Below are 18,718 nucleotides of genomic sequence, written 5' to 3' on the forward strand. Positions count from 1 at the left end.
TCAGGCGCTGGCGATCAATCGGCGAAACGGTGAGGGATATTCCTGTGCGCATGCGCCAAACTCGCATGCGCACTCGCGAAAGGGAATCCCAAGCCGGACTCTTATGTTAGGCGGAAACCACTAGGTGGAGCTATGGCCGAACTGGGGGATGACGGTTTGAGAAGAGCGGCGTATCGAGGCGGTGATGAAGCCTGCCAGAACCTCTCAAGGAGAGCGAGACGCCATGAACGAGACTATCAACATTGTCCGCCTTCGTCAGCCCAACGAAATCGATGATCCCCTGACGGATGTGCTTCGCAGCGGCGCGCGCAAATTGCTTGCGCAGGCGATCGAGATGGAAGCCGAGGCGTTTCTCGCCGAGATGAAGGATCTCAAAGCTTGCCGATGGTCGTGACCGGATTGTCCGGCATGGTCACGCCCCGGAGCGGAGCATCCAGACGGGGATCGGGCCGGTGCCTGTCAGCCGGGTGAAGGTCCGGGATCGCGGCGCGAACGGCGAAGCGGACCGGGTCCGGTTCTCCTCATCGATCCTGCCGAAATGGGCGCGTCGGACGCGCAGTCTGGATGCGCTGCTTCCCGTTCTCTACCTGCGCGGCGTTTCGACGGGGATTTTCAGGACGCTCTGGCGGCCCTCTTGGGCAAGGAGGCGCCGAACCTGTCACCATCGGTGATCACGCGGCTGACGGCAGAGTGGAACGCCGATTATGAGCGTTGGCAAAAGCGCGATCTTTCGGCGCGCCGCTATGTCTATGTGTGGGCGGACGGGGTCTACCTGCAGGCGCGGATGGAAGACCAAGCCGAATGCATGCTGGTTCTGATCGGCGCCACACCCGAGGGCAAGAAGTAACTTGTCGGCTTCCAGACCGGTATTCGCGAAGGTGCGCACAGCTGGCGCGAGCTGCTGGTCGACGTCAGGCGTCGTGGCCTTAAGATCGCGCCCGATCTTGCCGTGGGCGACGGCGCGCTTGGCTTCTGAAGGCGCTCGATGAGCTCCTTCCCGGCACCAAACACCAGCGATGCTGGGTGCACAAGACAGCCAATGTTCTCAACAAGGTGCCGAAATCGGTGCAGGCCGGCATGAAGGCAGACCTGCGCGAAATCTATCTCGCTCCCAACCGGGCCTCGGCCGAGACGGCAATTGCCGTCTTCGTCGAAAAATATGACGCGAAATATGCCAAGGCGGTCGACTGCCTGACGAAAGATCAGAATGCGTTGCTGGCGTTCTACGATTTCCCCGCTGAACACTGGGATCATCTGCGAACGTCGGATGAGATCGACAAGCGTCTTTGCCACCGTTCGCCACCGCACGGTGCGTACCAAGGGCCCGCTATCCTCGAAAACCGCTAGGCTGATGGTCTTCAAGCTGGTCATGGCCGCGGCCAGGACGTGGCGACGATTGAAAGGACAAAATCAGTTGCCGAAACTGCTCGCAGGTGCCAGGTTCCTGGACGGAATCGAGGTCATCGAAACGAAGCCGCAGAGCGCCGCTTGATCAGCCTCGTCACCCAAATTCCAGCATAGCTCCAGGTCGACAAGTTGGCGGTAACGGTGCGTGGCTGATCGTGGCGACACCGCGCTCCCCAAGAAGGGGCGCCACTCGGTCGGCGTCGCGCCGCAATATGCATCGGCGCGTTGGCAAGAACGTCAACAGTCGCTGACGCTGGCCTCTGGCGAAGGGCCGGTCATGGTGGGGCTGCGGCTGTTTCTGCCCGAGAGCTGGACTTCCGATCCCGCCCGGCTCGATCGTGCCGGTGTGCCCGCGGACCATCGTGCCTCCAGGACCAAGCCCGAAATCGCGCTGGCCGAGATCGACCGGGCTCGCGCAGCCGGCATACGCTTTGGCTGCGTGCTCGCCGATGCCGGATATGGCTTGAGCGCCCCCTTCCGGCAGGCGCTCACCGAGCGCGGCCTGATCTGGGCCGTCGGCATCCCGTTCAAGCAGAAGGTCTATCCCGCCGACGTGGCGATGATCTTCCCCGTTGCCGGACGTGGCCGCCCACGCCAGCGGCACATCCCTGATGTGAAGTCGATGACCGCGCAGGCGATGCTGGAGAAAGCCCAATGGCGGACGGTCAGTTGGCGGCGTGGTACCAAAGGCCGCCTCTCGGCACGCTTCGCAGCTGTCCGTGTCCGGGTTGCAGATGGCCCACCCCAGCGCATCCGCGACATGGGCGCTCAGCATCTGCCCGGCGAGGAGGTCTGGGTGATCGGCGAGCACCGCTCGACCGGCGAGCGCAAATACTACCTGTCCAACTTACCCGCCGACACTCCGCTCAAGCAGATCGCAGGCGCCATCAAGGCGCGCTGGGTCTGCGAACAGGCGCATCAGCAGCTCAAGGAGGAACTTGGCCTCGACCACTTCGAGGGGCGCTCATGGACGGGCCTGCATCGGCACGCGCTGATGACGATGATCGCTTACGCCTTCCTGCAATCTTGCCGCCTCAAACAAGCGGGAGGGGGAAAAAAGAATCCTCGGCCCGCCGCCCCAACCGAGCCTACCCGCCGTCAGGCAAGCCATCCTCACCGCGCTCGCGCAGCTGCCCCCAATGTAGCATTTACCATAACGAAGCCCGAGGCGATATCGAGGGCTGCGAACAAGGAAGCGGTGCCGTGACGGACATAGCTATGGGTCCGGCGCTCGGGAATGCCGGGCATCATCGGCAGGATGGGCTGGGTGCGGTCGAGCGCCTGGATTTGGCTCACATGGGGATTTGCGGGTCAAGATGCTCGGATCAGGATTCCATGGTAAATCTCGCTCGTGCTCCGTATCCAAGGTCTGAGCCCGTTTGCATGACTCGGCCCGTTTCCGATGCCGCTTCAAACTCACATCCGGTCGCCGCTCTCATCGGCCGCACCAATATCCCGCTTGCGTCGGGCGAAGGCTCAGGAGGGCGGGACCATTCTCTTCTTCGGCTTTTTAAGCCAGGCCAAATTTCGGTCCGCTCACCTGGATCCGCCGGAGCTGATCAGGCCCCAGGAGATTGAAAAGGGGAAAGCGTTTGTTCTCAGGCGGCCGTTGTCTCGACTCCTTCCAGCACAACCCCAGCGGTCACATATTTCCAGAAGGCGATCAGCAGCTTTCGCGCCAAGGCAACGATCAGGACTTTCCGAACTCGGCCACCATTGGACTGTACACGCTGATGAAACCACAGGGTCAGCATCGAGCGGAGCTGATGCTTTACCCACAACCAGGCGAGCTGGATCATCGTTGTTCGCAGCCGGGGGTTTCCGGCTTTGGAGACACCTTGCTCGTGCGCGACGGATCCGCTCCGCCAAGGCGTCGGCGCCAATCCGGCATAAGCGGCAACCTGCCGTCGGTTGGAAAAGCTTCGGAATAATCCCTCCGACCACAGGACACCGGCGAATTCCGGGCCAATCCCCTTCAAATTCTTCAACATTGCTCCCGGCGCTGGCGTGCCTTCGTCAGACGGGCTGAGCATAGCATCCCGCTCAGTCTCCACGGACTTGATCTGCTGAAGCGTGAGTTCGAGTCGATCAAGTTCGCGTCCAATCTGTGCCTTCAAATGCTTAGGTAGCGGACGATCATCACCGGTCCTGAGTTCCTCAAGCCGTTCCCGTCTTTTGCGCAATAAAGGCTCATAGTCAGAGATGCCCTGGGCGAAGAGCAGCCCCTTGATCCGATTGACGTGCTCGACGCGCTCCGCGGTCAGCGTCTTGCGCTCGCGGCAGATTCGGCGGCGATCCTCCTCTTGTGGGGTCGGTGCTCGAACCATGGCGCACACCCGCGGCTCGCCTCGCTTGTACGCCAGCAACGCGCGCACCAGAGCTTCCCCGTCGATCTTGTCAGTCTTCGCCCGTCGACGCCGGCGCGACGTCGCGATTGAAGCGGGGTCAACGACGTGGCTTTCGACCCGTTCGTCCTGCAGTAAGCGGTGGATCCAAAAGCCGTCGAGGCCCGCCTCTTGAATCACGATGACTGGAACGACCTGTCCCGTGCGGACCTGAACCTTGTCTTTGAGCTGAGACAACCGTGCCCGTAGTCCAGCGACGTCACCGCTGCGAACCGTATGCTTCGACATCTTTTCTCCGCCGCCCGGCGACAGCGATGTAATCAGCCAGGTCGATCGACTAAGTTCCAGTGAGACGAAAATTGCGCCAAGATTGGTGCGAATAGCGGTCGGCGCTTGGGATCGGTCAGTGATAATTTGCATGGTCGCCTCCAGAGTGGGTGGGTCAGCAACCTTCACTCTGCCAGAGCGTTGGTCGCTATCCACTCCCCATGGGATCTCTCTTCTCATCGACGCTGAGAAACAGCGCCCTGTTGGGCGGTGACAGGTGAAGGCCGGCGATATCGCGGACTTTGTCGACGAACAGCGGATCGCTGGAGCAGGCCGTCAACGCGCTCCTTCAAAAAGCGCCGCCGCCACTTGCCAACGGTCTGCTCATGAACGCCGAGTTCGGCTGCCACGGACTTGCTGGGAAGGCCATCTGCGCACCGCAGAATGATCCGGCATCGTTCAGACATCGACCGCGCCACACGACGCCGGCGAACCTGACGCTCAAGATAGGCCCGCTCATCCCCACTCAACACCAGCGGCGAAATCGGCCGTCCCGTCGCATTGGCCATCGTCTCGCTCCTTCTTCACTCGCGAGCACAACCCTATAATGAAATGAACTTCAGTTCCAGACGACTAGTTTCCGTTCAAAAATGCACGCATTTCGCTGCGCTTACAATGATTTGTGCCTGACTGGAGTGAAGGCATGGCACAGCGTTATCGGAGCCGACGGTCGGCAAAATGGTGTCGTCGGCACGATCGTGCATACGCTGGGAGGGCCGGCGAAGGCCGGCGCGACGCAACCGCGAAACCGGCTCGGTGTCAGGTCGGCTTGGTGCGGGTGAAGCGGGCGTGGTTGTAGACCACAACCGAGGACCAGACGTAGGCCTTGAGGTGATCAAGGCCTCGCCAGGTGCAGCGGGCAAGGCCGTAGGCGCGCTTGAGACATGAGATGCCGGCTTCGATGCCGGCGCAGAAGTTGCGCAGCTTGCGATAGACCCACTTGCTTCTGACCATGTCCTCGATCCCGAGGCCGGCCTTCTTGTGGAAGGCCATGTCGCGAACGCCCCACGCCTTGGCCGTGGACAGGTTGTCGCGCGTGGCGAAGCCGCCATCGGCCGCCGCTTGCCGCGGCGCCTGACCATAGAGATCGATGTGGCGCGCCAGCATCGGCAGCAAGCGGTCGCCGTCGGCGGTTGCCTGCTTCGATCACTAGATCGAGGCTCATGCCACTCCTGCCGGTGGTCAGGTTGAATTTGTGGCCGTACTCGGTGTCTCGGCTGCCTTTGACGATGATGTCGGCATGCTCTTCGAAGAGGCTGACCCAGCTTCTCGCCGGCCGCAATCCTCGTGTTGGAGCATCAACCGCCGACTCCCTCGGTTTGCCCGACGGCCCTCGAATGAATTTTGGGCGGCGTATCGCCGTCACGGCAGGGCGGCGTAATCGCAATCTGTCGAGGCGTCAGCCGTCGCGGAAGGTGTAGCCATAACCGTTAATAGCCGGCGCGCCGCCGAGATGCGCGTAGAGGGTCCTCGGCCCTTCCGGAAAGAATCCTTTCTGGACGAGGTCGATCATCCCTTGCATCGATTTGCCCTCATAAACGGGATCGGTAATCATGCCCTCGAGCTGCGCGCATAGACGGATCGCCTCCTTGGTTTCCTGGGACGGAATGCCATAACGCGGGTACGCGTAGTCTTCCAGCAACACCACGTCATCCTCGACAGGTTCCGTTTCGAGATCGACAAGCATCGCTGTGTGTTGGGCAATGCTGAGCACTTGCGCCTTAGTCTTTCGGGAGTGGCAGAGGCATCGATACCGATCACTTTGCGCTGTTGGTTATCTTCTGCGAACCCGACGAGCATGCCGGCGTGCGTTGAACCGGTGACCGTGCAAACGACAATGTAGTCGAAAGCAAATCCAAGCTGTTTCTCCTGACCGCGCACCTCTTCCGCGAAGCCCACATAGCCGAGGCCGCCATTCGGGTGGACAGAGGCGCCGGCGGGTATCGCATACGGTCTGCCGCCCCTCGCCTTGACCTCACAGAGCGCTTTTTCCCAACTGTGGCGGATGCCAATGTCAAAGCCCGCGTCGACCAGGCGCACCTCTGCTCCCATGATGCGGCTCAAGAGAATATTGCCGACCCGGTCATAGACGGCATCCTCATGGGGAACCCAGCTCTCCTGAACCAGGAGGCATTTCATGCCGATCTCGGCGGCAACCGCGGCGACCATGCGGTTCTGCGACGGCTATTATGTGTCCGCGATACCAAACAGCTGCATCTCTTCCCGTTGGACGGCCCAGGATGCGGTCACCTCTGCCATTTCAAGCGTACCTATTTTGAACGATCAGCTTAACGTCCCTGGTTGACCCAAAGTGGCGTGAGATTGATGTCCGAGCTTGTCACTGCGCAACAGAGCAGCGATGTGCCGCCCATCGAAACGAGCTGAGGCACATTCGAAAGTTCATCCCTCATCTCGTCATGGTCTAACGGCTGGTTTCGAACTTCCTTCCCCTGTCGAAATGCTCAGTCCTTTTTCACCCGCTCTACAAGCGCAGTTGGACCGCCAGACCAGAAAGAGCAAGCTTGCAAAATAGACCATCTGAAGCAGCAGCGAGCAGGCCAGCGTCGTAACGATTGCAAGACGGACAGAATGCGAGGCGAAGTAGACAGTCACAGCGTTGCTGCAGAGAACCAGCACCAGGACACGAAAAAAAGTTCTAAAAGGCAACGCCATTCTCCTCGTTTGTCTCGTCATGTCATGCCGCGACCTGGTCGGCCGCGACATGGGTCTGACAATTCTTCGGGCAGACTCGGGCGCAGGCTCCGCAGCCAATGCAGCGGCCGGCATGGTCGACCACCATGATCATGCGATTGAGCTCGCCATCGAAGTCATCGTCCTTGCCGTCGCAGGCACCGAGGATTTCACCGGCGTCATCGACGCCGTAAAGATGCATGACCCCGCGCGAGCAGACTTTAAAACAGCGGCCGCAGCCGATGCAGGTCGTGCCGTCGATAACGGTCAGACATTGCGGCATATAATAGGAGCGGTCGCGGGTGACGAAAGTGCTGCTCATCGTGAACTCTCCAACGCGTCGAGATCTCTCTTGGCAGCATCCAACTCGGCAAACACGTCGAACGTTTTCTCGGCGACCGCCTTGATCTCGGTCCAGTTTACCGGGAGATCTTCAGCAAGGTCGTGCAATTCCATCTTCGCATTTCCCGCGCGCGATTGCAGTTTGCGGACTTTTCTCTGCAACTCATCAAGCCCTGACATGATCCCATTCCTCGAAAATCATTCATCGCGCCGATGCCGCGTCGGGGAGAGCAGCGGTCGCATAAGTTTCGCGCCACCTCCGGCGCGCTCCGAGACGTCTTTAAGGCGGACCCACATGCACCTAGGGAAGGGTTTTCACCTAACCGACCAACAGCCAGACTCATCAAAAAACATGCGCTCGATGCACCCACGGCTGACCTCCATCGTCGGCGGTGTCCTTAGAGCCGGCGGGCTACGGAGTCGAAAAGGATGACCTTTCAGTGCCGCCACCATCATCAGGTCGCCTCGAAGTCCGTCAGCGCTTTCTCCAAGACGTCGTTGATCGGCCTGGAGAGGTCCGCTGCCGCCATGATGGTGAGTGCTTGGAATTCCCTGGCCTGCTCCACACACATCTCAGCACTCTGGCGCAAGAAATTCGACTGCAGCACGATGGCCTCCGACGGCGCCTTCGCAGCAACCAACGCCTGCAGATGCGAGAAGGCGGCCTCGGCGTTGGTCCGCAATAGAGCGACCGTCTCCAGCGACAGTTCGTTACCGACGGCTCTTTCGCTTTGGAAGATGGTTTTGAGCATTCTCCCGGCGTCTTCAGCATCCGACGCAAATTTGACAAGAGCTCCTGTCGACTGCTCGCTCGTTTCTTCGGCGACTGCACGGAGATGACCGGAGGTTTTGGCAGGGTCTAATGCCAGGACGCAGGCAGTTCGATCCTTCTCGCCAGCTTTGTCTTCGGTCCTGGCCATTTCGTTTTCCTTCTGCTCGACCATTGCCTTGGCGGCCAAGCTCTTTGCATTGCCCTGTGGCTCCGTCCGGCTGAGCTGGCCGGAGCCGAGCTTTGTATGTCCGCGCGTTATTGACTATATCGGCGCACGGGGAGCGGCATAAAACCAGTCTTACGGACACGACGCATTTTAACCTTAGCATAGAAGGTAAGCGAGATAATTAATTGTTGTGTTAAATTCTTTAAGAAATAATTGCATTTGTTATTTATATTTTAAATCGTTTCAGTTGCATATCATTTGTAACGCACCCGTTATATTTGTTACAGCGAAGGCGATACGAACATGCCGTTGCCGCCAAACCCTTGACCAGATGCCCCAGCACAAGAAAAAGGGAATGATCCCGCACATTCAGCCGTCCGGCTTCTGGGGCGACCATTCCGGATGTAAAGACACCAAGGTGCAAGGCTGATTTCAACGCACTTCTAAGCCGCCGATATGGAGGGATCTCCCTGGTGACCTGGCCTGATGACACTTCGGAGAAAGTCCCAGCGAACGAGGGCGCACCAAGCCTCGCGAATTGCAGCACATTCACGTTGCCCGGCAAAGCCGCGTCGCATTGCTCCTCCCGGTCGAAAGGCTTCACTGGCTTCTTCAAACGGACCTGCGGCATCAGGCGCACAAGGAACGGTCCCGATGAGCAGTCCGAACCCGGTCAGCGAGCCAGAAACAGCGGCAAGGCCGGCTTCCCAACGATCCATCTCGTAACGCCGCCAAAGAGCCGCTCGCGCAGCCGGCGGCTGCCATAAGCGCCCATGACGATCATGTCGGCAGATGTGTCGATCGCGTGCTGCGCGAGCACCGTGGCCGCCGGTTTGCCGGCGCTCGGCAGCCGGTCGACCGCCACCCGAGCACCGTGCCGGGTGAGATAGGCTGCAATGTCGGCTCCGGGCTCCGCGCCGTTTGCGTTGCAGATTGGCTCCGGATCGACGAGTGTGACACGAACTTCCTCAGCACGGGACAAGATATCCAGCGCTTCCCGAACCGCACGGGACGCCTCGACTCGCGAATCCCAGCAGACCACCACGCGCCGTGGCGACAGTGTCGCCTCAGCGCCCTTCGGCACAACAAGCACCGGCTTTCCCGTATCGAACAAGCTGCCGTTGACGACAGAAGGTCCAAGATGATCATCGTTGAGAAGTGCGGGTCCGACGATCGTGAGGTCGGCGCAGAGCGCCCGCTGTCGCACCGCGTCACCGACGCTGGCCTGATCGCAGTAGTCGGTATCGACGTCATAGCAAAGCCACATTGCTCTTAGCAGCGTCTGAATTTCCCTGGCTGTTTTTTCCAGTGTGGCCATGTCCTGTGAGAATCTCTCGATCTGCCTATACCGTTTTTCCAGTCTGGCGATAGCCACTGCGCTTTGTCTAGGCCACTCGGGGATGCCATCGCCGAGCAGCGGAGACGCCATAACGAGCGGCGGAGGCGACATCACCAGAACCGAAAGATACGCACCAACTTCGGCACACAAGGTGGCAGCTATTCTGACGTCCTGATCGCCATGGTCTGACCCCGTCACATTGAGTACGCTTCTGAAAGTCATTTGACTGCTTCTTTCTGAACATGTCCTTTAGGCGCGTTTCAGAGCCGCGAAACTTGCCCTAAGCACGACGGAGATGGGGGAATGGCAGCAGCCGTTATCCATTCAGCCGTCCAGCTCCTCGAGTGAGTAGCCGGCCGATCTGACGGTACGGATGGCGATGCCAGGCGAGGCCTCCTTCAGCGCCTTTCTGAGCCGGCTCATATGGACATCGACGGTGCGTACACCGACATGGATGTTGGCCGGCCAGGCCGCGCCAATCAGTTCGTCCCGAGTGAAGACCTTGCCGGGTGCCTCAAGCAAAAGCCGCAGCAGGTTGAACTCGATCGGCCCGAGATGGATCTCGTGGCCATTGCCACGAACCCGGTGGGCGTCGAGCTTCATCTCAAGCTTGCCACAGGAGAGCCAGCCGCCGTTTTCAAACCCGTTCGAACCCCGCTTCGTCAACGCCAGCTTCGCGCGTAGACAGTCGAGCAGCTTGGCTGGGGCGATCGGCCGCACAAAGCTCTCGTCAATGCCTGCCTTCAGGAGATCGAGGTGCTGGTTTTCGGCGCCGGGGGCAATCAGGGCAATAATGGGCAGGCTGCCGGTCCGAGGCTCCCGCTTGAGCCGGGCGCAGATTGCGGACCCGGTTATGCTCACTGGCCCGCAGTCCAGCACCACGGCCCGGAATTCCCGTTCGTCGGCCCTTGCAAGTGCTTCCTTCGCGCCGCCTGCCGGCTCACTGGTAAATCCATCCACCTCCAATATGTGGCTGAGGAACAGATAGAACTCCGCATCTTGCGAACAGATCAGGACGAGTGGCTTCATCAGCGCTACCCCAACGACCGCATCGGCCTGGACCGCGTCGGCTGCGTGGGCTGGCCATCGCGGCTGCTCAAGACCTGACATGCCCCCCCTGCTCGACAACCGGTTTCCTCACGACCTTGCCACCTCGGGATAGGCCTCGATCGTTGCGATCGCATCGCCGGCCAGTTTCGTGCCGGCCGCTGCGAGCTTCCAGAGCGTCTCGAAGCCGAACCGGTGGACGTCGCGCAGGGTCTTCGACAGAACAACCAGCCGCCCGGCCGTGAAAATGACGCGTCCAAAGCCCTCGTGACTCATCTCCATCACCGGAGATGCCATCAGCCCGGAGCGTTCCTCGATCGCAAGCCCGACGGCGGCGTAGAACTTATCGAGCCTCCACAGCACGTCCGGATCCGGATCGTCGACGATTGGGATCGCACGGCGCTGTTCCTTGGTGAGGATAAAGTCTCCCAGCAGCTCGGCATCCGGTTTGCCTTCCCATGACCCGTAGGAATCCTGCGCACGGATCAGCCGCACAAGGCATTTGACGAATGGGGTGGCAAGGGCCGCCTCGTCGTCGGCGATCGCAGGGCCAACCGCGGCATCAGACATTTCGCTTCTCCTCATCTCAGTCCTCGTCCTCGAAGGACGGCTTCTTGTTGGTGGCGCCTGCCTCCGCCAGCACCTTGCGCAGCCAGGGGGGAGGACACGTCCTGAGCATTATCTGCGTGCGCAACAGCACCTCCTGAATGCTTTCCGGCTGAGGCACCTTGATCGGATGGATTTTCGCCGAAACAAGCTTCGCTGCCGAAGGCCCGCCGATCGCCAGGCAAAACAGGAGATGACATCCCTTCAGGGCGTGCACCTTCGGCGTGATACGATCATCGCCCTCGGCCTGATGCTTCCCGCTCTGGTCGGAAACATCGTCGAAGGCCACGGCTTCCACGAGACTCCATTCCTCGCGCGTCACGTCGTAGATGGCAAAGCGCCTGGCGGACCCGAAATGCGCATTGAGATCCTTCATGTCTTGCGTAGCGATTGCCACGCGCAATGCGCCTGCTGGTCGTTCACGCAGGGGACCGTGGACTTCGTCAGGGACGACTGAGAGGCGACGGACGGGACCCATCTGGCGTTTCTCGCTTACCGAGTGGACAGAGTTCCTCACGCGTCGGCGCCTGCCGGTTAGCTTGGAAAATGTTGGCAACCTCGAAAACCAGGTCGCGGATGCCCTGATAGAGGATTGTGGGCTTGTGCTGGCTGCCGAGCCGGTCGAAGACGGGGAAGCCGACGCGCATGAGCGGAATGCCGAGGCGCTCTGCCGCCTGACGTCCGTGCGAATGGGTGACGAGGAGATCGGCACTGGCGCCAAGAGTTTCCAGATCGCCGAGATCACCGATCTGAACCGACTGCGCCGGTACTTTTTCCAGAATTTTCGACATATCGGTCGTGGTGACCGCTGCGGCGATTTCGCAGCCCATGCCGATGAAGAAAGTTGCGAGTTGGTAGAGTTGGTCTGGTTCAGCTGCGATCGCAATTTTCTTGCCTCCGAAATGGAAATGTCCGTCGAGCAACGCATCCTGCAATTGTGCCCGGCGGCGGCGCACACCTGCCGGCACAGGTTCACCCGAGATCGCGGACAAGAGCGAGACGAACCGGTCGGTGCTCTTCAATCCGGTCAGCGACTGAAACAGCACGTAAGGGACGCCCGTCACCTTCCGCAGCACCTCCGCCGAGCGACGCATGTGCTCGCCGATGGCGATGCAGTACTGGGCCGTGCCAAGTTCGCGGATACCCTCCACGCTGGTGCCGCCATAGGTGGTCGTGACCCAGCGCTCAGGCACGGTGCCGTCGAGCGAGCCGGAGACGTCCGGCAGGATCACCGGCTCGAGTCCGAAGTTTTCAATCATGTCACGCAAATGCTCGATGTCAGCCACGGTGAGGTTCCAGCCGGGGAGGATCGCGATCTTCTTTGACTGCCGCACCTGCTCGCCAGGGCGTGTAAGCCGTTCGATCATCGCGGTGACTGCCTTGGCCCAGCCCTCCTCGATTGCGCCTTCGAAATCCGGCGTATTGGCCAGCACGATCTCGGTGCCTGGGAGGTCTTGCGCGCGTTTCAGCCTGATGTCGGCGACGTCTCCTGCTGTATCTTCGCCACGGGTTTCGACCAGCGCCGTCGTGCAGACCCCGATCAGCTTCGGCTTCGTGCGAGCCTTGATGTTGAGGATCGCCTCTTCAAGATTGTCCGCCCCGCCGAGGATCGTCGTCACCTCGTCCATCGCGGTGGTCTGCAGCGGGATGGCTTCCTTGAAGTGCCGTACCAAGAGCACGAGCGCGAAGCTGGTGCAGCCCTGGCTGCCGTGGAACAGCGGCATTGCGCCTTCGACTCCAAGAAAGGCCAAGGCGGCACCGAGCGGCTGTGACGACTTCAGCGGATTGACCGCGGCTGATTTGGTCTGGGAAAGGATGCGGGACATCGGTTTTCCTCAACACTCGCCGAAATCGCCGGCCGTCGGGCCGGCGAATTCTTCGGCAGCGTGCAAGGTCGCGGCCTCGCTCTTGGTACCCGGCAGTTCGTCCTTCACATCAGCCTGGCGATCCCACGGGGCCGGGTCGCGCACCTGGTGCCAGATCGGGTTATGAATGGCGAGGTCGATCTGGCGTACGAGTTCCACCATGCCGTCATAGCCGGCATAAGGATGCTGGCGCTCCTGGTTGATATCGAGCCAGGGCGTCTTGGCCTTGAGCGCGATGAATTGCGTGCGTCCGCCCGACAGCATGATATCGGCCTTCTGTTCTGAGAGCATGGCGTAAAGGTCGCGCGCTGGCATCTGCTCGAACATGTGGTTGTCGTCCTTGAGGATCTGTTTGATGCGCTCCTTGTCTTCGAGCGTGGATTTTTTTACCGAGGTGCCGACGATCTCGATGCCGATCTCCGTCAGCGCGTGGACGACTGACCATGACTTGACACCACCTGTGTTGAGCAACACGCGCTTGCCTTGCAGCCGCGGCCGATAAGCCTCGAGCTTCTTCCACGCAATCGCCTCCTCCTGTGCAATCAGCGTCTCAGTGCGATCGAGGATCTGTCGATCGGCGCCTTTCCTCACCAGCAGTTCAGCAATGTTGCGAAGTGCTTCGGAGGTATCGGTGATGCCGTAGAAGGAGCCCTCGAAGAACGGGATGTCCCAGCGCTCCTCCATCTTGCGGCCCAGATTGATAAGTGCGGTCGAGCACACCATCATAGCCGCGCGGGCGCGGTGAGCCGACGCAACGTCGATGTATCGCGCGTCCCCCGGAATGCAGGCGCGCACCCGGATGCCAAGCCGATCAAGCAGCGGCTTCACCAGCCAGAACTCACCCGATAGGTTGAATTCGCCAAGGATGTTGATGTCGTGGGGCCCGGCGTCGTCGGGTTCCACGGTGCCGATGACGTGTTCGAGCAAAGCCTCGCCGGCGAGCTTGTTGCCGAGGTTCTTCGACCCGGCCAGGCCCGGCACATTGACCGGCACCACGGCCAAGCCGAATTTTTCCCCCGCGCGCTTGCAGACGGCCTCGATGTCGTCGCCGATCAGCGCCGTTACGCAAGTCGAGTAGACGAAGATTGCTGGCGGCGCATGTGCCTCCTTGATCTCGCGGATCGCTTTGAAAAGTTTACGCTCGCCCTGCCCCATCACGATGTCGAGTGCGGCAAGATCGGTGGTGAAGCTAGTGCGCCACAGCGTTGGCCCGGACGAAGCCGAGCCGCGGTTGTCCCAGGAATTGCCCTCGCATGCGAGCGGCCCATGGACTAGGTGCGCAACGTCGGTGATCGGCTGCAGCACGATCTTGGCGCCATCGAAGGCGCAGCCGCCGGCTGCCGCTCCCGGCGTCAGCGGCTTTGCGCAGCCCTGTTTGCGCGCCTTGGCATCCTTGTTACGGTTCTTATCGCAGGCGGGCTCGTTGAAGACATCCTGAATCTTGGCGCTGAGCGAGGACATTGCATCGGTCTCCAAAAGGCCAGTGGAAGGTGGCCGGCTTCGACGAAAAGCCGGCCGCGGCGCTCAGCGGGTGAGGTCATAGGAATAGTCCGTCACGCCCGTCTGGCTCGTCTCGCGATCGAGCTTGTCGAAGATCTTGTCGAGGATCGCCGTCAGCACGCGTAGCCCGCCCTGGTAGCCCATGAGTGCAAAGCGATGGTGATGGTGCCGGTCGAAGATCGGAAACGTCAGCCGGATCAGCGGCGTGCCGGTGTCGCGCTCCAGATACTTGCCATGGGAATTGCCGATCAGCAGGTCCACCGGCTCGGTGAAGAGCAGTGAGCGCATCGCCCACAGGTCCTTGCCTGCCCACACTTGAGCATCCTTGCCGTACGGTGAGGAACCAAGCAGTTCCTTCAACTCGGCTTTCCATGCCGATGTGCCATTGGTGGCGAGGCAATGTGTCGGCTCGCCGCCGGTTTCCATGATGAAGCGGGCCATGGCGTAGACGAAGTCCGGATCGCCGTAGATCGCGTATTTCTTGCCGTGCAGCCAGGACTGGCTGTCCGCCATGGCATCAATCAGTCGGCCGCGCTCCAGGCGGATTGTCTCCGGGATCTCCTTGCCGGAAATCGCCGAGACCTTCATCAGCAATTCGTCGGTCGCCTGGACGCCGAGCGGATAATGGAATGGGGCCGTCGCCTGCCCGACTTCCTCGCAATACTCGAGCGTTTTTCGGGTGTTGTAACGCTGTAGTGAAACTGTCGCCTCGGCGTTAAGTGCCTTCTTCACGTCTTCAATCTTCGTGCCACCGTCGTACATGCGGTATTCGCCGTCCGACGGCGTGTCGAACTGGTCAGAGGCGTCCTGGATGAAGGTGTAGGACACGCCTATCAGATCGAGCAGGCGCTTGAGTTCACGGTTGTTGCCGACGCAGAAGCCGTCGAAGCCCGGGATGATGTTGATGGTTCCCTTGACTTGACTGCGCTCCTGGCCTTTCCAGAAGTGCTCCAGAATGCCCTTGACCATGCCGTCATAGCCATCGACATGGCTGCCGACGAAAGCCGGCGTGTGGGCAAAGGGCACGTCGAAATCGCGCGGGACGGAGTTTTCGTCCTTGGCATTCTCGATGAAGCTGTGCAGGTCGTCGCCAATGACCTCGGCCATACAAGTCGTGGAGACGGCGATCATCTTCGGGTCATAGAGCTGGTAGGTGTTGGCTAGTCCATCGACCATGTTCTTCAGGCCGCCGAAAACCGCCGCATCTTCAGTCATCGAGGAGGAAACCGCCGAAGCAGGCTCCTTGAAATGGCGCGACAGGTGCGAGCGGTAGTAGGCCACGCAGCCCTGGCTGCCATGGACGAAGGACATCGTTCGCTCGAAGCCCGCGGCCGCGAACACTGCGCCGAGCGGCTGGCAGGCCTTGGCGGGGTTCACCACAAGCGCTTCGCGGGCGAGATTCTTTTCGCGGTATTCCCAGGTCTTGGTGAATTCACGTTGATCGGTGACGATCTGATCGGGGTGCGGACATTCGAAATTCAGCTTCTTCTCGGCGAGCATCTGCCTATATTCCGGCTCGCGGAACAGAGGGGCGTGGTCGAGAATTTTTTCAGCCGACTGCGGCATTGGTGGTTACCTCTTTTTCATCTGGCCTCGCCATATGGCGGCTCAGGGACGTCGAGCGTTTCAGGTCTCCCGCGGATCGCGGGCGCAGGCGTTCATCGTCTCCCTTGGGGAGACAAAGCTGAACACAGGTGGTTATTCGGCAGCCAACGCTTGCCCACGGCTCGGGCTCTTTTTCCAGGGGGCCTGGAATAGGTCCCAGACCGGGTTGTTGATGGCAAGATCCACGTCGCGGGCGAAAATGGCAAAGCCGTCATAGCCGTGATATGGTCCTGAATAATCCCAGGAGTGCATTTGCCGGAACGGTATGCCCATCTTCTGCACCGGGTACTTTTCCTTGATGCCCGAGCCGACCAGATTAGGGCGAACCCCCTCGATGAACTTCTCCAACTCGTAACCGGTCACGTCGTCATAGATCAGCGTGCCGTTCTTCACGTAATGGCTGGTGCGCTGATAGTCGTCATTGTGGGCGAACTCATAGCCCGTGCCGACGATCACCATGCCGAGATCTTCGTAGGCCGTGATGACGTGACGGGGTCGCAGGCCGCCGACATAGAGCATGACGGTATTGCCTTCGAGGCGCGGCCGGTACTTGGCAATGACCGCATCGACAAGCGGCCTGTACTTGGCGATGACCTTCTCGGTCTTCTCCTCGATTTCAGGCCCAAAATGCTTGGCTATCTTGCGCAGAGAGGATTCGATCTGAGAGGGGCCGAAGAAATTGTATTCCATCCAGGGGATGCCGTATTTTTCCTCCATGTGCCGGCAGATGTAGTTCATCGACCGGTAGCAATGGATGAGATTGAGCTTGGCCTTCGGCGCGCGCTCGATTTCGGCGAGCGTAGCATCGCCCGACCAGTTGCCGACCACGCGCAGCCCTATCTCCTCAAGCAGGATGCGAGAGGCCCAGGCGTCGCCACCGATATTGTAGTCGCCGATGACGTTGACGTCATAAGGACCGGCTTCGAATTCGACTTGCTTCTTCTCGAACACCCAATCGCGGATCGAATCGTTGGCGATGTGGTGGCCAAGCGATTGCGAGACGCCGCGGAAGCCCTCGCAGCGTACCGGCACGATCGTCTTTTCGAGCTCCTTGGCCTTGTTGCGGGACACAGCTTCGGTGTCGTCGCCAATCAGGCCGATCGGGCATTCCGATTGCACGGTCATGCCGTTGTTGAGGGGAAACAGTTCCTCGATCTCGTCGATGATCTGTTCCAGCTTCTTGTCGCCGCCGAAAACAATGTCCTTCTCCTGGAAGTCGGAGGTGAACTGCATTGTCCCGAACGTGTCGATGCCCGTCGTACCGACATAGTAGTTGCGGCGCTGCGACCAGGAGTATTGCCCGCAGCCGACCGGTCCGTGCGAGATATGAACCATATCCTTGACTGGACCCCACACCACGCCTTTAGAGCCGGCATAGGCGCAGCCGCGAATCGTCATCACGCCCGGAATGGACTTGATGTTCGACTTGACGTCGCATTCGGAGACGACCTCGCCTTCCCCGCCAGCCTCTTCTCCGCTCTTTGCAACGCTAAGGTGCTTTTTGCGGCGCTTCGCCGCCTTGTCGGGATATTGCGACAGCACCTCCTCGACAAGCTTCGCATGGAGAGCGCCGTCATTCTCGTATTCCAGGCTCATGGGATCCCTTTTAATGGTTCGGGTGACGCCTCATTGAGGAGGCGCCGTTCTTTTGAAAAGGCGCGCCAGCTCCAGGTCCGCACCTGGCGGCGGCAGGAGCGGTTATTGGGCGACCGCCTTGACGGTTTCCTTAGCCTGAAGCTCGGCAAGCATCTGCTCGTCGGTCTTCATGATGCCGAAGTCGAGCAGCATGTCCTCGAGCTCCTCCATGGTGATCGGGGTCGGGACGGTGCCCTGGCCGGAATTGCCATGAATCTTCTCGGCCAGTGCGCGGTATTCCCCCGCCTGCTTGGAGTTCGGCGCGTACTGGATGACTGACATCTTCCTGAGCTCAGCGTGCTGAACGATGTTGTCGCGCGGCACAAAATGGATGAGCTTGGAATTGAGCTTGGCGGCCAGTGCTTCGGCAAGGTCGAGCTCGCGGTCGGTTTGGCGTTCGTTGCAGATCAGGCCGCCGAGCCGCACGCCGCCCGAATGGGCATATTTCAGGATGCCCTTGGCGATGTTGTTGGCGGCATAAAGCGCCATCATCTCGCCGGACATGACGATGTAGATTTCCTGCGCCTTGTTCTCGCGGATCGGCATCGCGAAGCCGCCGCACACGACATCGCCGAGCACGTCGTAGGATACATAGTCCATATCGTCATAGGCGCCGTTCTCCTCAAGGAAGTTGATCGAGGTGATGACGCCGCGGCCGGCGCAGCCGACACCCGGCTCGGGGCCGCCGGACTCCACGCACTTGATGCCTTTGTAGCCGACCTTGAGCACATCCTCGAGTTCGAGGTCTTCAACCGAGCCTTCCTGCGCCGCGAGATGTAGGACCGTATCCTGCGCCTTTGCGTTCAGGATCAGGCGGGTGGAGTCGGCTTTGGGGTCACAGCCGACGATAAGGATCTTCTGCCCGAGGTCGACAAGTGCGGCGAGTGTATTCTGGGAGGTGGTGGATTTGCCGATCCCCCCTTTGCCGTAGAATGCGATCTGACGCAGACCTGACATGTAGCGTTCCTTCCTTCTTTTCACCCATCGCGGCTGCCCGCGACATGAATGCCGGCCGGCAGCTCTCGCCGCCTCGTACTCAAGGTTTCAAGACTCGTGCCAACTTGCCTGATG

15 protein-coding genes and 6 pseudogenes are annotated in these 18,718 nt (G+C 60.3%); 2 read left to right on the plus strand and 19 right to left on the minus strand.

Annotated elements, in window-relative coordinates; all coding sequences use genetic code 11:
- The first annotated feature begins 223 nt into the window (after positions 1-223).
- Together D3227_RS43910 and D3227_RS32980 are read left to right on the plus strand one after the other, a co-directional pair.
- A pseudogene (locus tag D3227_RS43910) lies at positions 224-1,492 on the plus strand (IS256 family transposase).
- Between the two features lie 37 nt (positions 1,493-1,529).
- Positions 1,530-2,614: pseudogene (locus D3227_RS32980) on the plus strand (IS701 family transposase); the annotation flags it as partial.
- On the opposite strand, the pseudogene D3227_RS32985 reads toward D3227_RS32980, so the two are convergent.
- From D3227_RS32985 to nifH, 19 genes and pseudogenes are all read right to left on the minus strand, one after another.
- Positions 2,560-2,700, minus strand: a pseudogene (locus D3227_RS32985) (IS630 family transposase); the annotation flags it as partial. The pseudogenes D3227_RS32980 and D3227_RS32985 sit on opposite strands and share 55 nt — an antisense overlap.
- A gap of 305 nt (positions 2,701-3,005) precedes the next feature.
- The gene (locus D3227_RS32990; protein ID WP_425374580.1) at positions 3,006-4,163 is read right to left on the minus strand and encodes an IS110 family RNA-guided transposase; all 1,158 of its coding nucleotides are present in this window, start codon (positions 4,161-4,163) and stop codon (positions 3,006-3,008) included.
- Positions 4,164-4,251: 88 nt separating this feature from the next.
- Positions 4,252-4,588: pseudogene (locus D3227_RS32995) on the minus strand (helix-turn-helix domain-containing protein); the annotation flags it as partial.
- Positions 4,589-4,838: 250 nt separating this feature from the next.
- Positions 4,839-5,362, minus strand: a pseudogene (locus D3227_RS33000) (transposase); the annotation flags it as partial.
- Between the two features lie 116 nt (positions 5,363-5,478).
- Positions 5,479-6,260: pseudogene (locus tag D3227_RS44150) on the minus strand (1-aminocyclopropane-1-carboxylate deaminase); the annotation flags it as partial.
- A gap of 234 nt (positions 6,261-6,494) precedes the next feature.
- Positions 6,495-6,866: an exopolysaccharide production repressor protein gene (locus D3227_RS33010; RefSeq protein ID WP_342634033.1), complete on the minus strand. Its 372-nt coding sequence runs from the start codon at positions 6,864-6,866 to the stop codon at positions 6,495-6,497.
- The gene (gene fdxB, locus D3227_RS33015; protein WP_120018357.1) at positions 6,775-7,092 is read right to left on the minus strand and encodes a ferredoxin III, nif-specific; all 318 of its coding nucleotides are present in this window, start codon (positions 7,090-7,092) and stop codon (positions 6,775-6,777) included. The genes D3227_RS33010 and fdxB overlap by 92 nt, the downstream gene beginning before the upstream one ends.
- The gene (locus D3227_RS33020; RefSeq protein WP_120018358.1) at positions 7,089-7,292 is read right to left on the minus strand and encodes a CCE_0567 family metalloprotein; all 204 of its coding nucleotides are present in this window, start codon (positions 7,290-7,292) and stop codon (positions 7,089-7,091) included. Before D3227_RS33020 ends, fdxB begins: the two co-directional genes overlap by 4 nt.
- A gap of 275 nt (positions 7,293-7,567) precedes the next feature.
- Positions 7,568-8,071 carry a phasin family protein gene (locus tag D3227_RS33025; protein WP_147377738.1) on the minus strand — a complete coding sequence of 168 codons (504 nt, stop codon included), beginning with the start codon at positions 8,069-8,071 and terminating at the stop codon, positions 7,568-7,570.
- 205 nt (positions 8,072-8,276) lie between these two features.
- Positions 8,277-8,654, minus strand: coding sequence for a hypothetical protein (locus tag D3227_RS41280; RefSeq protein WP_147377739.1), 378 nt, complete (start codon positions 8,652-8,654; stop codon positions 8,277-8,279).
- A gap of 69 nt (positions 8,655-8,723) precedes the next feature.
- Positions 8,724-9,368 (minus strand): universal stress protein, encoded by a 645-nt coding sequence (locus D3227_RS33030; RefSeq protein ID WP_245451993.1) that lies wholly within the window; start codon positions 9,366-9,368, stop codon positions 8,724-8,726.
- Positions 9,369-9,713: 345 nt separating this feature from the next.
- The gene (locus D3227_RS33035; protein ID WP_120018361.1) at positions 9,714-10,499 is read right to left on the minus strand and encodes a response regulator transcription factor; all 786 of its coding nucleotides are present in this window, start codon (positions 10,497-10,499) and stop codon (positions 9,714-9,716) included.
- Between the two features lie 27 nt (positions 10,500-10,526).
- The gene (locus D3227_RS33040; RefSeq protein ID WP_120018362.1) at positions 10,527-11,006 is read right to left on the minus strand and encodes a NifX-associated nitrogen fixation protein; all 480 of its coding nucleotides are present in this window, start codon (positions 11,004-11,006) and stop codon (positions 10,527-10,529) included.
- A gap of 16 nt (positions 11,007-11,022) precedes the next feature.
- Positions 11,023-11,520, minus strand: coding sequence for a nitrogen fixation protein NifX (gene nifX / locus D3227_RS33045; RefSeq protein WP_120018363.1), 498 nt, complete (start codon positions 11,518-11,520; stop codon positions 11,023-11,025).
- On the minus strand, positions 11,486-12,868 hold the full coding sequence (gene nifN / locus D3227_RS33050) for a nitrogenase iron-molybdenum cofactor biosynthesis protein NifN (protein WP_120018364.1): 1,383 nt from the start codon (positions 12,866-12,868) through the stop codon (positions 11,486-11,488). The genes nifX and nifN overlap by 35 nt, the downstream gene beginning before the upstream one ends.
- Before the next feature lie 9 nt (positions 12,869-12,877).
- Positions 12,878-14,368, minus strand: a complete 1,491-nt coding sequence (gene nifE / locus D3227_RS33055) for a nitrogenase iron-molybdenum cofactor biosynthesis protein NifE (RefSeq protein WP_120018389.1) — start codon at positions 14,366-14,368, stop codon at positions 12,878-12,880.
- A 63-nt stretch (positions 14,369-14,431) separates the two neighbouring features.
- The gene (gene nifK, locus D3227_RS33060; RefSeq protein WP_120018365.1) at positions 14,432-15,973 is read right to left on the minus strand and encodes a nitrogenase molybdenum-iron protein subunit beta; all 1,542 of its coding nucleotides are present in this window, start codon (positions 15,971-15,973) and stop codon (positions 14,432-14,434) included.
- Between the two features lie 132 nt (positions 15,974-16,105).
- Positions 16,106-17,608 (minus strand): nitrogenase molybdenum-iron protein alpha chain, encoded by a 1,503-nt coding sequence (gene nifD / locus D3227_RS33065; protein WP_120018366.1) that lies wholly within the window; start codon positions 17,606-17,608, stop codon positions 16,106-16,108.
- 102 nt (positions 17,609-17,710) lie between these two features.
- Positions 17,711-18,604: a nitrogenase iron protein gene (gene nifH, locus D3227_RS33070; RefSeq protein WP_120018367.1), complete on the minus strand. Its 894-nt coding sequence runs from the start codon at positions 18,602-18,604 to the stop codon at positions 17,711-17,713.
- Positions 18,605-18,718 lie beyond the last annotated feature (114 nt).

This window comes from Mesorhizobium waimense, from assembly GCF_003601975.1.
Classification (GTDB): domain Bacteria; phylum Pseudomonadota; class Alphaproteobacteria; order Rhizobiales; family Rhizobiaceae; genus Mesorhizobium; species Mesorhizobium waimense.

Coding starts and splice junctions, on each gene's coding strand:
- D3227_RS33035 (WP_120018361.1), bottom strand. CDS start 10,499: ATGTCAGGTCTTGAGCAGCCGCGATGGCCAGCCCACGCAGCCGACGCG.
- D3227_RS33010 (WP_342634033.1), bottom strand. CDS start 6,866: ATGCCGGCCGCTGCATTGGCTGCGGAGCCTGCGCCCGAGTCTGCCCGA.
- D3227_RS33020 (WP_120018358.1), bottom strand. CDS start 7,292: ATGTCAGGGCTTGATGAGTTGCAGAGAAAAGTCCGCAAACTGCAATCG.
- nifD (WP_120018366.1), bottom strand. CDS start 17,608: ATGAGCCTGGAATACGAGAATGACGGCGCTCTCCATGCGAAGCTTGTC.
- fdxB (WP_120018357.1), bottom strand. CDS start 7,092: ATGAGCAGCACTTTCGTCACCCGCGACCGCTCCTATTATATGCCGCAA.
- D3227_RS33030 (WP_245451993.1), bottom strand. CDS start 9,368: ATGGCCACACTGGAAAAAACAGCCAGGGAAATTCAGACGCTGCTAAGA.
- nifH (WP_120018367.1), bottom strand. CDS start 18,604: ATGTCAGGTCTGCGTCAGATCGCATTCTACGGCAAAGGGGGGATCGGC.
- D3227_RS33040 (WP_120018362.1), bottom strand. CDS start 11,006: ATGTCTGATGCCGCGGTTGGCCCTGCGATCGCCGACGACGAGGCGGCC.
- nifK (WP_120018365.1), bottom strand. CDS start 15,973: ATGCCGCAGTCGGCTGAAAAAATTCTCGACCACGCCCCTCTGTTCCGC.
- nifN (WP_120018364.1), bottom strand. CDS start 12,868: ATGTCCCGCATCCTTTCCCAGACCAAATCAGCCGCGGTCAATCCGCTG.
- nifE (WP_120018389.1), bottom strand. CDS start 14,368: ATGTCCTCGCTCAGCGCCAAGATTCAGGATGTCTTCAACGAGCCCGCC.
- nifX (WP_120018363.1), bottom strand. CDS start 11,520: ATGGGTCCCGTCCGTCGCCTCTCAGTCGTCCCTGACGAAGTCCACGGT.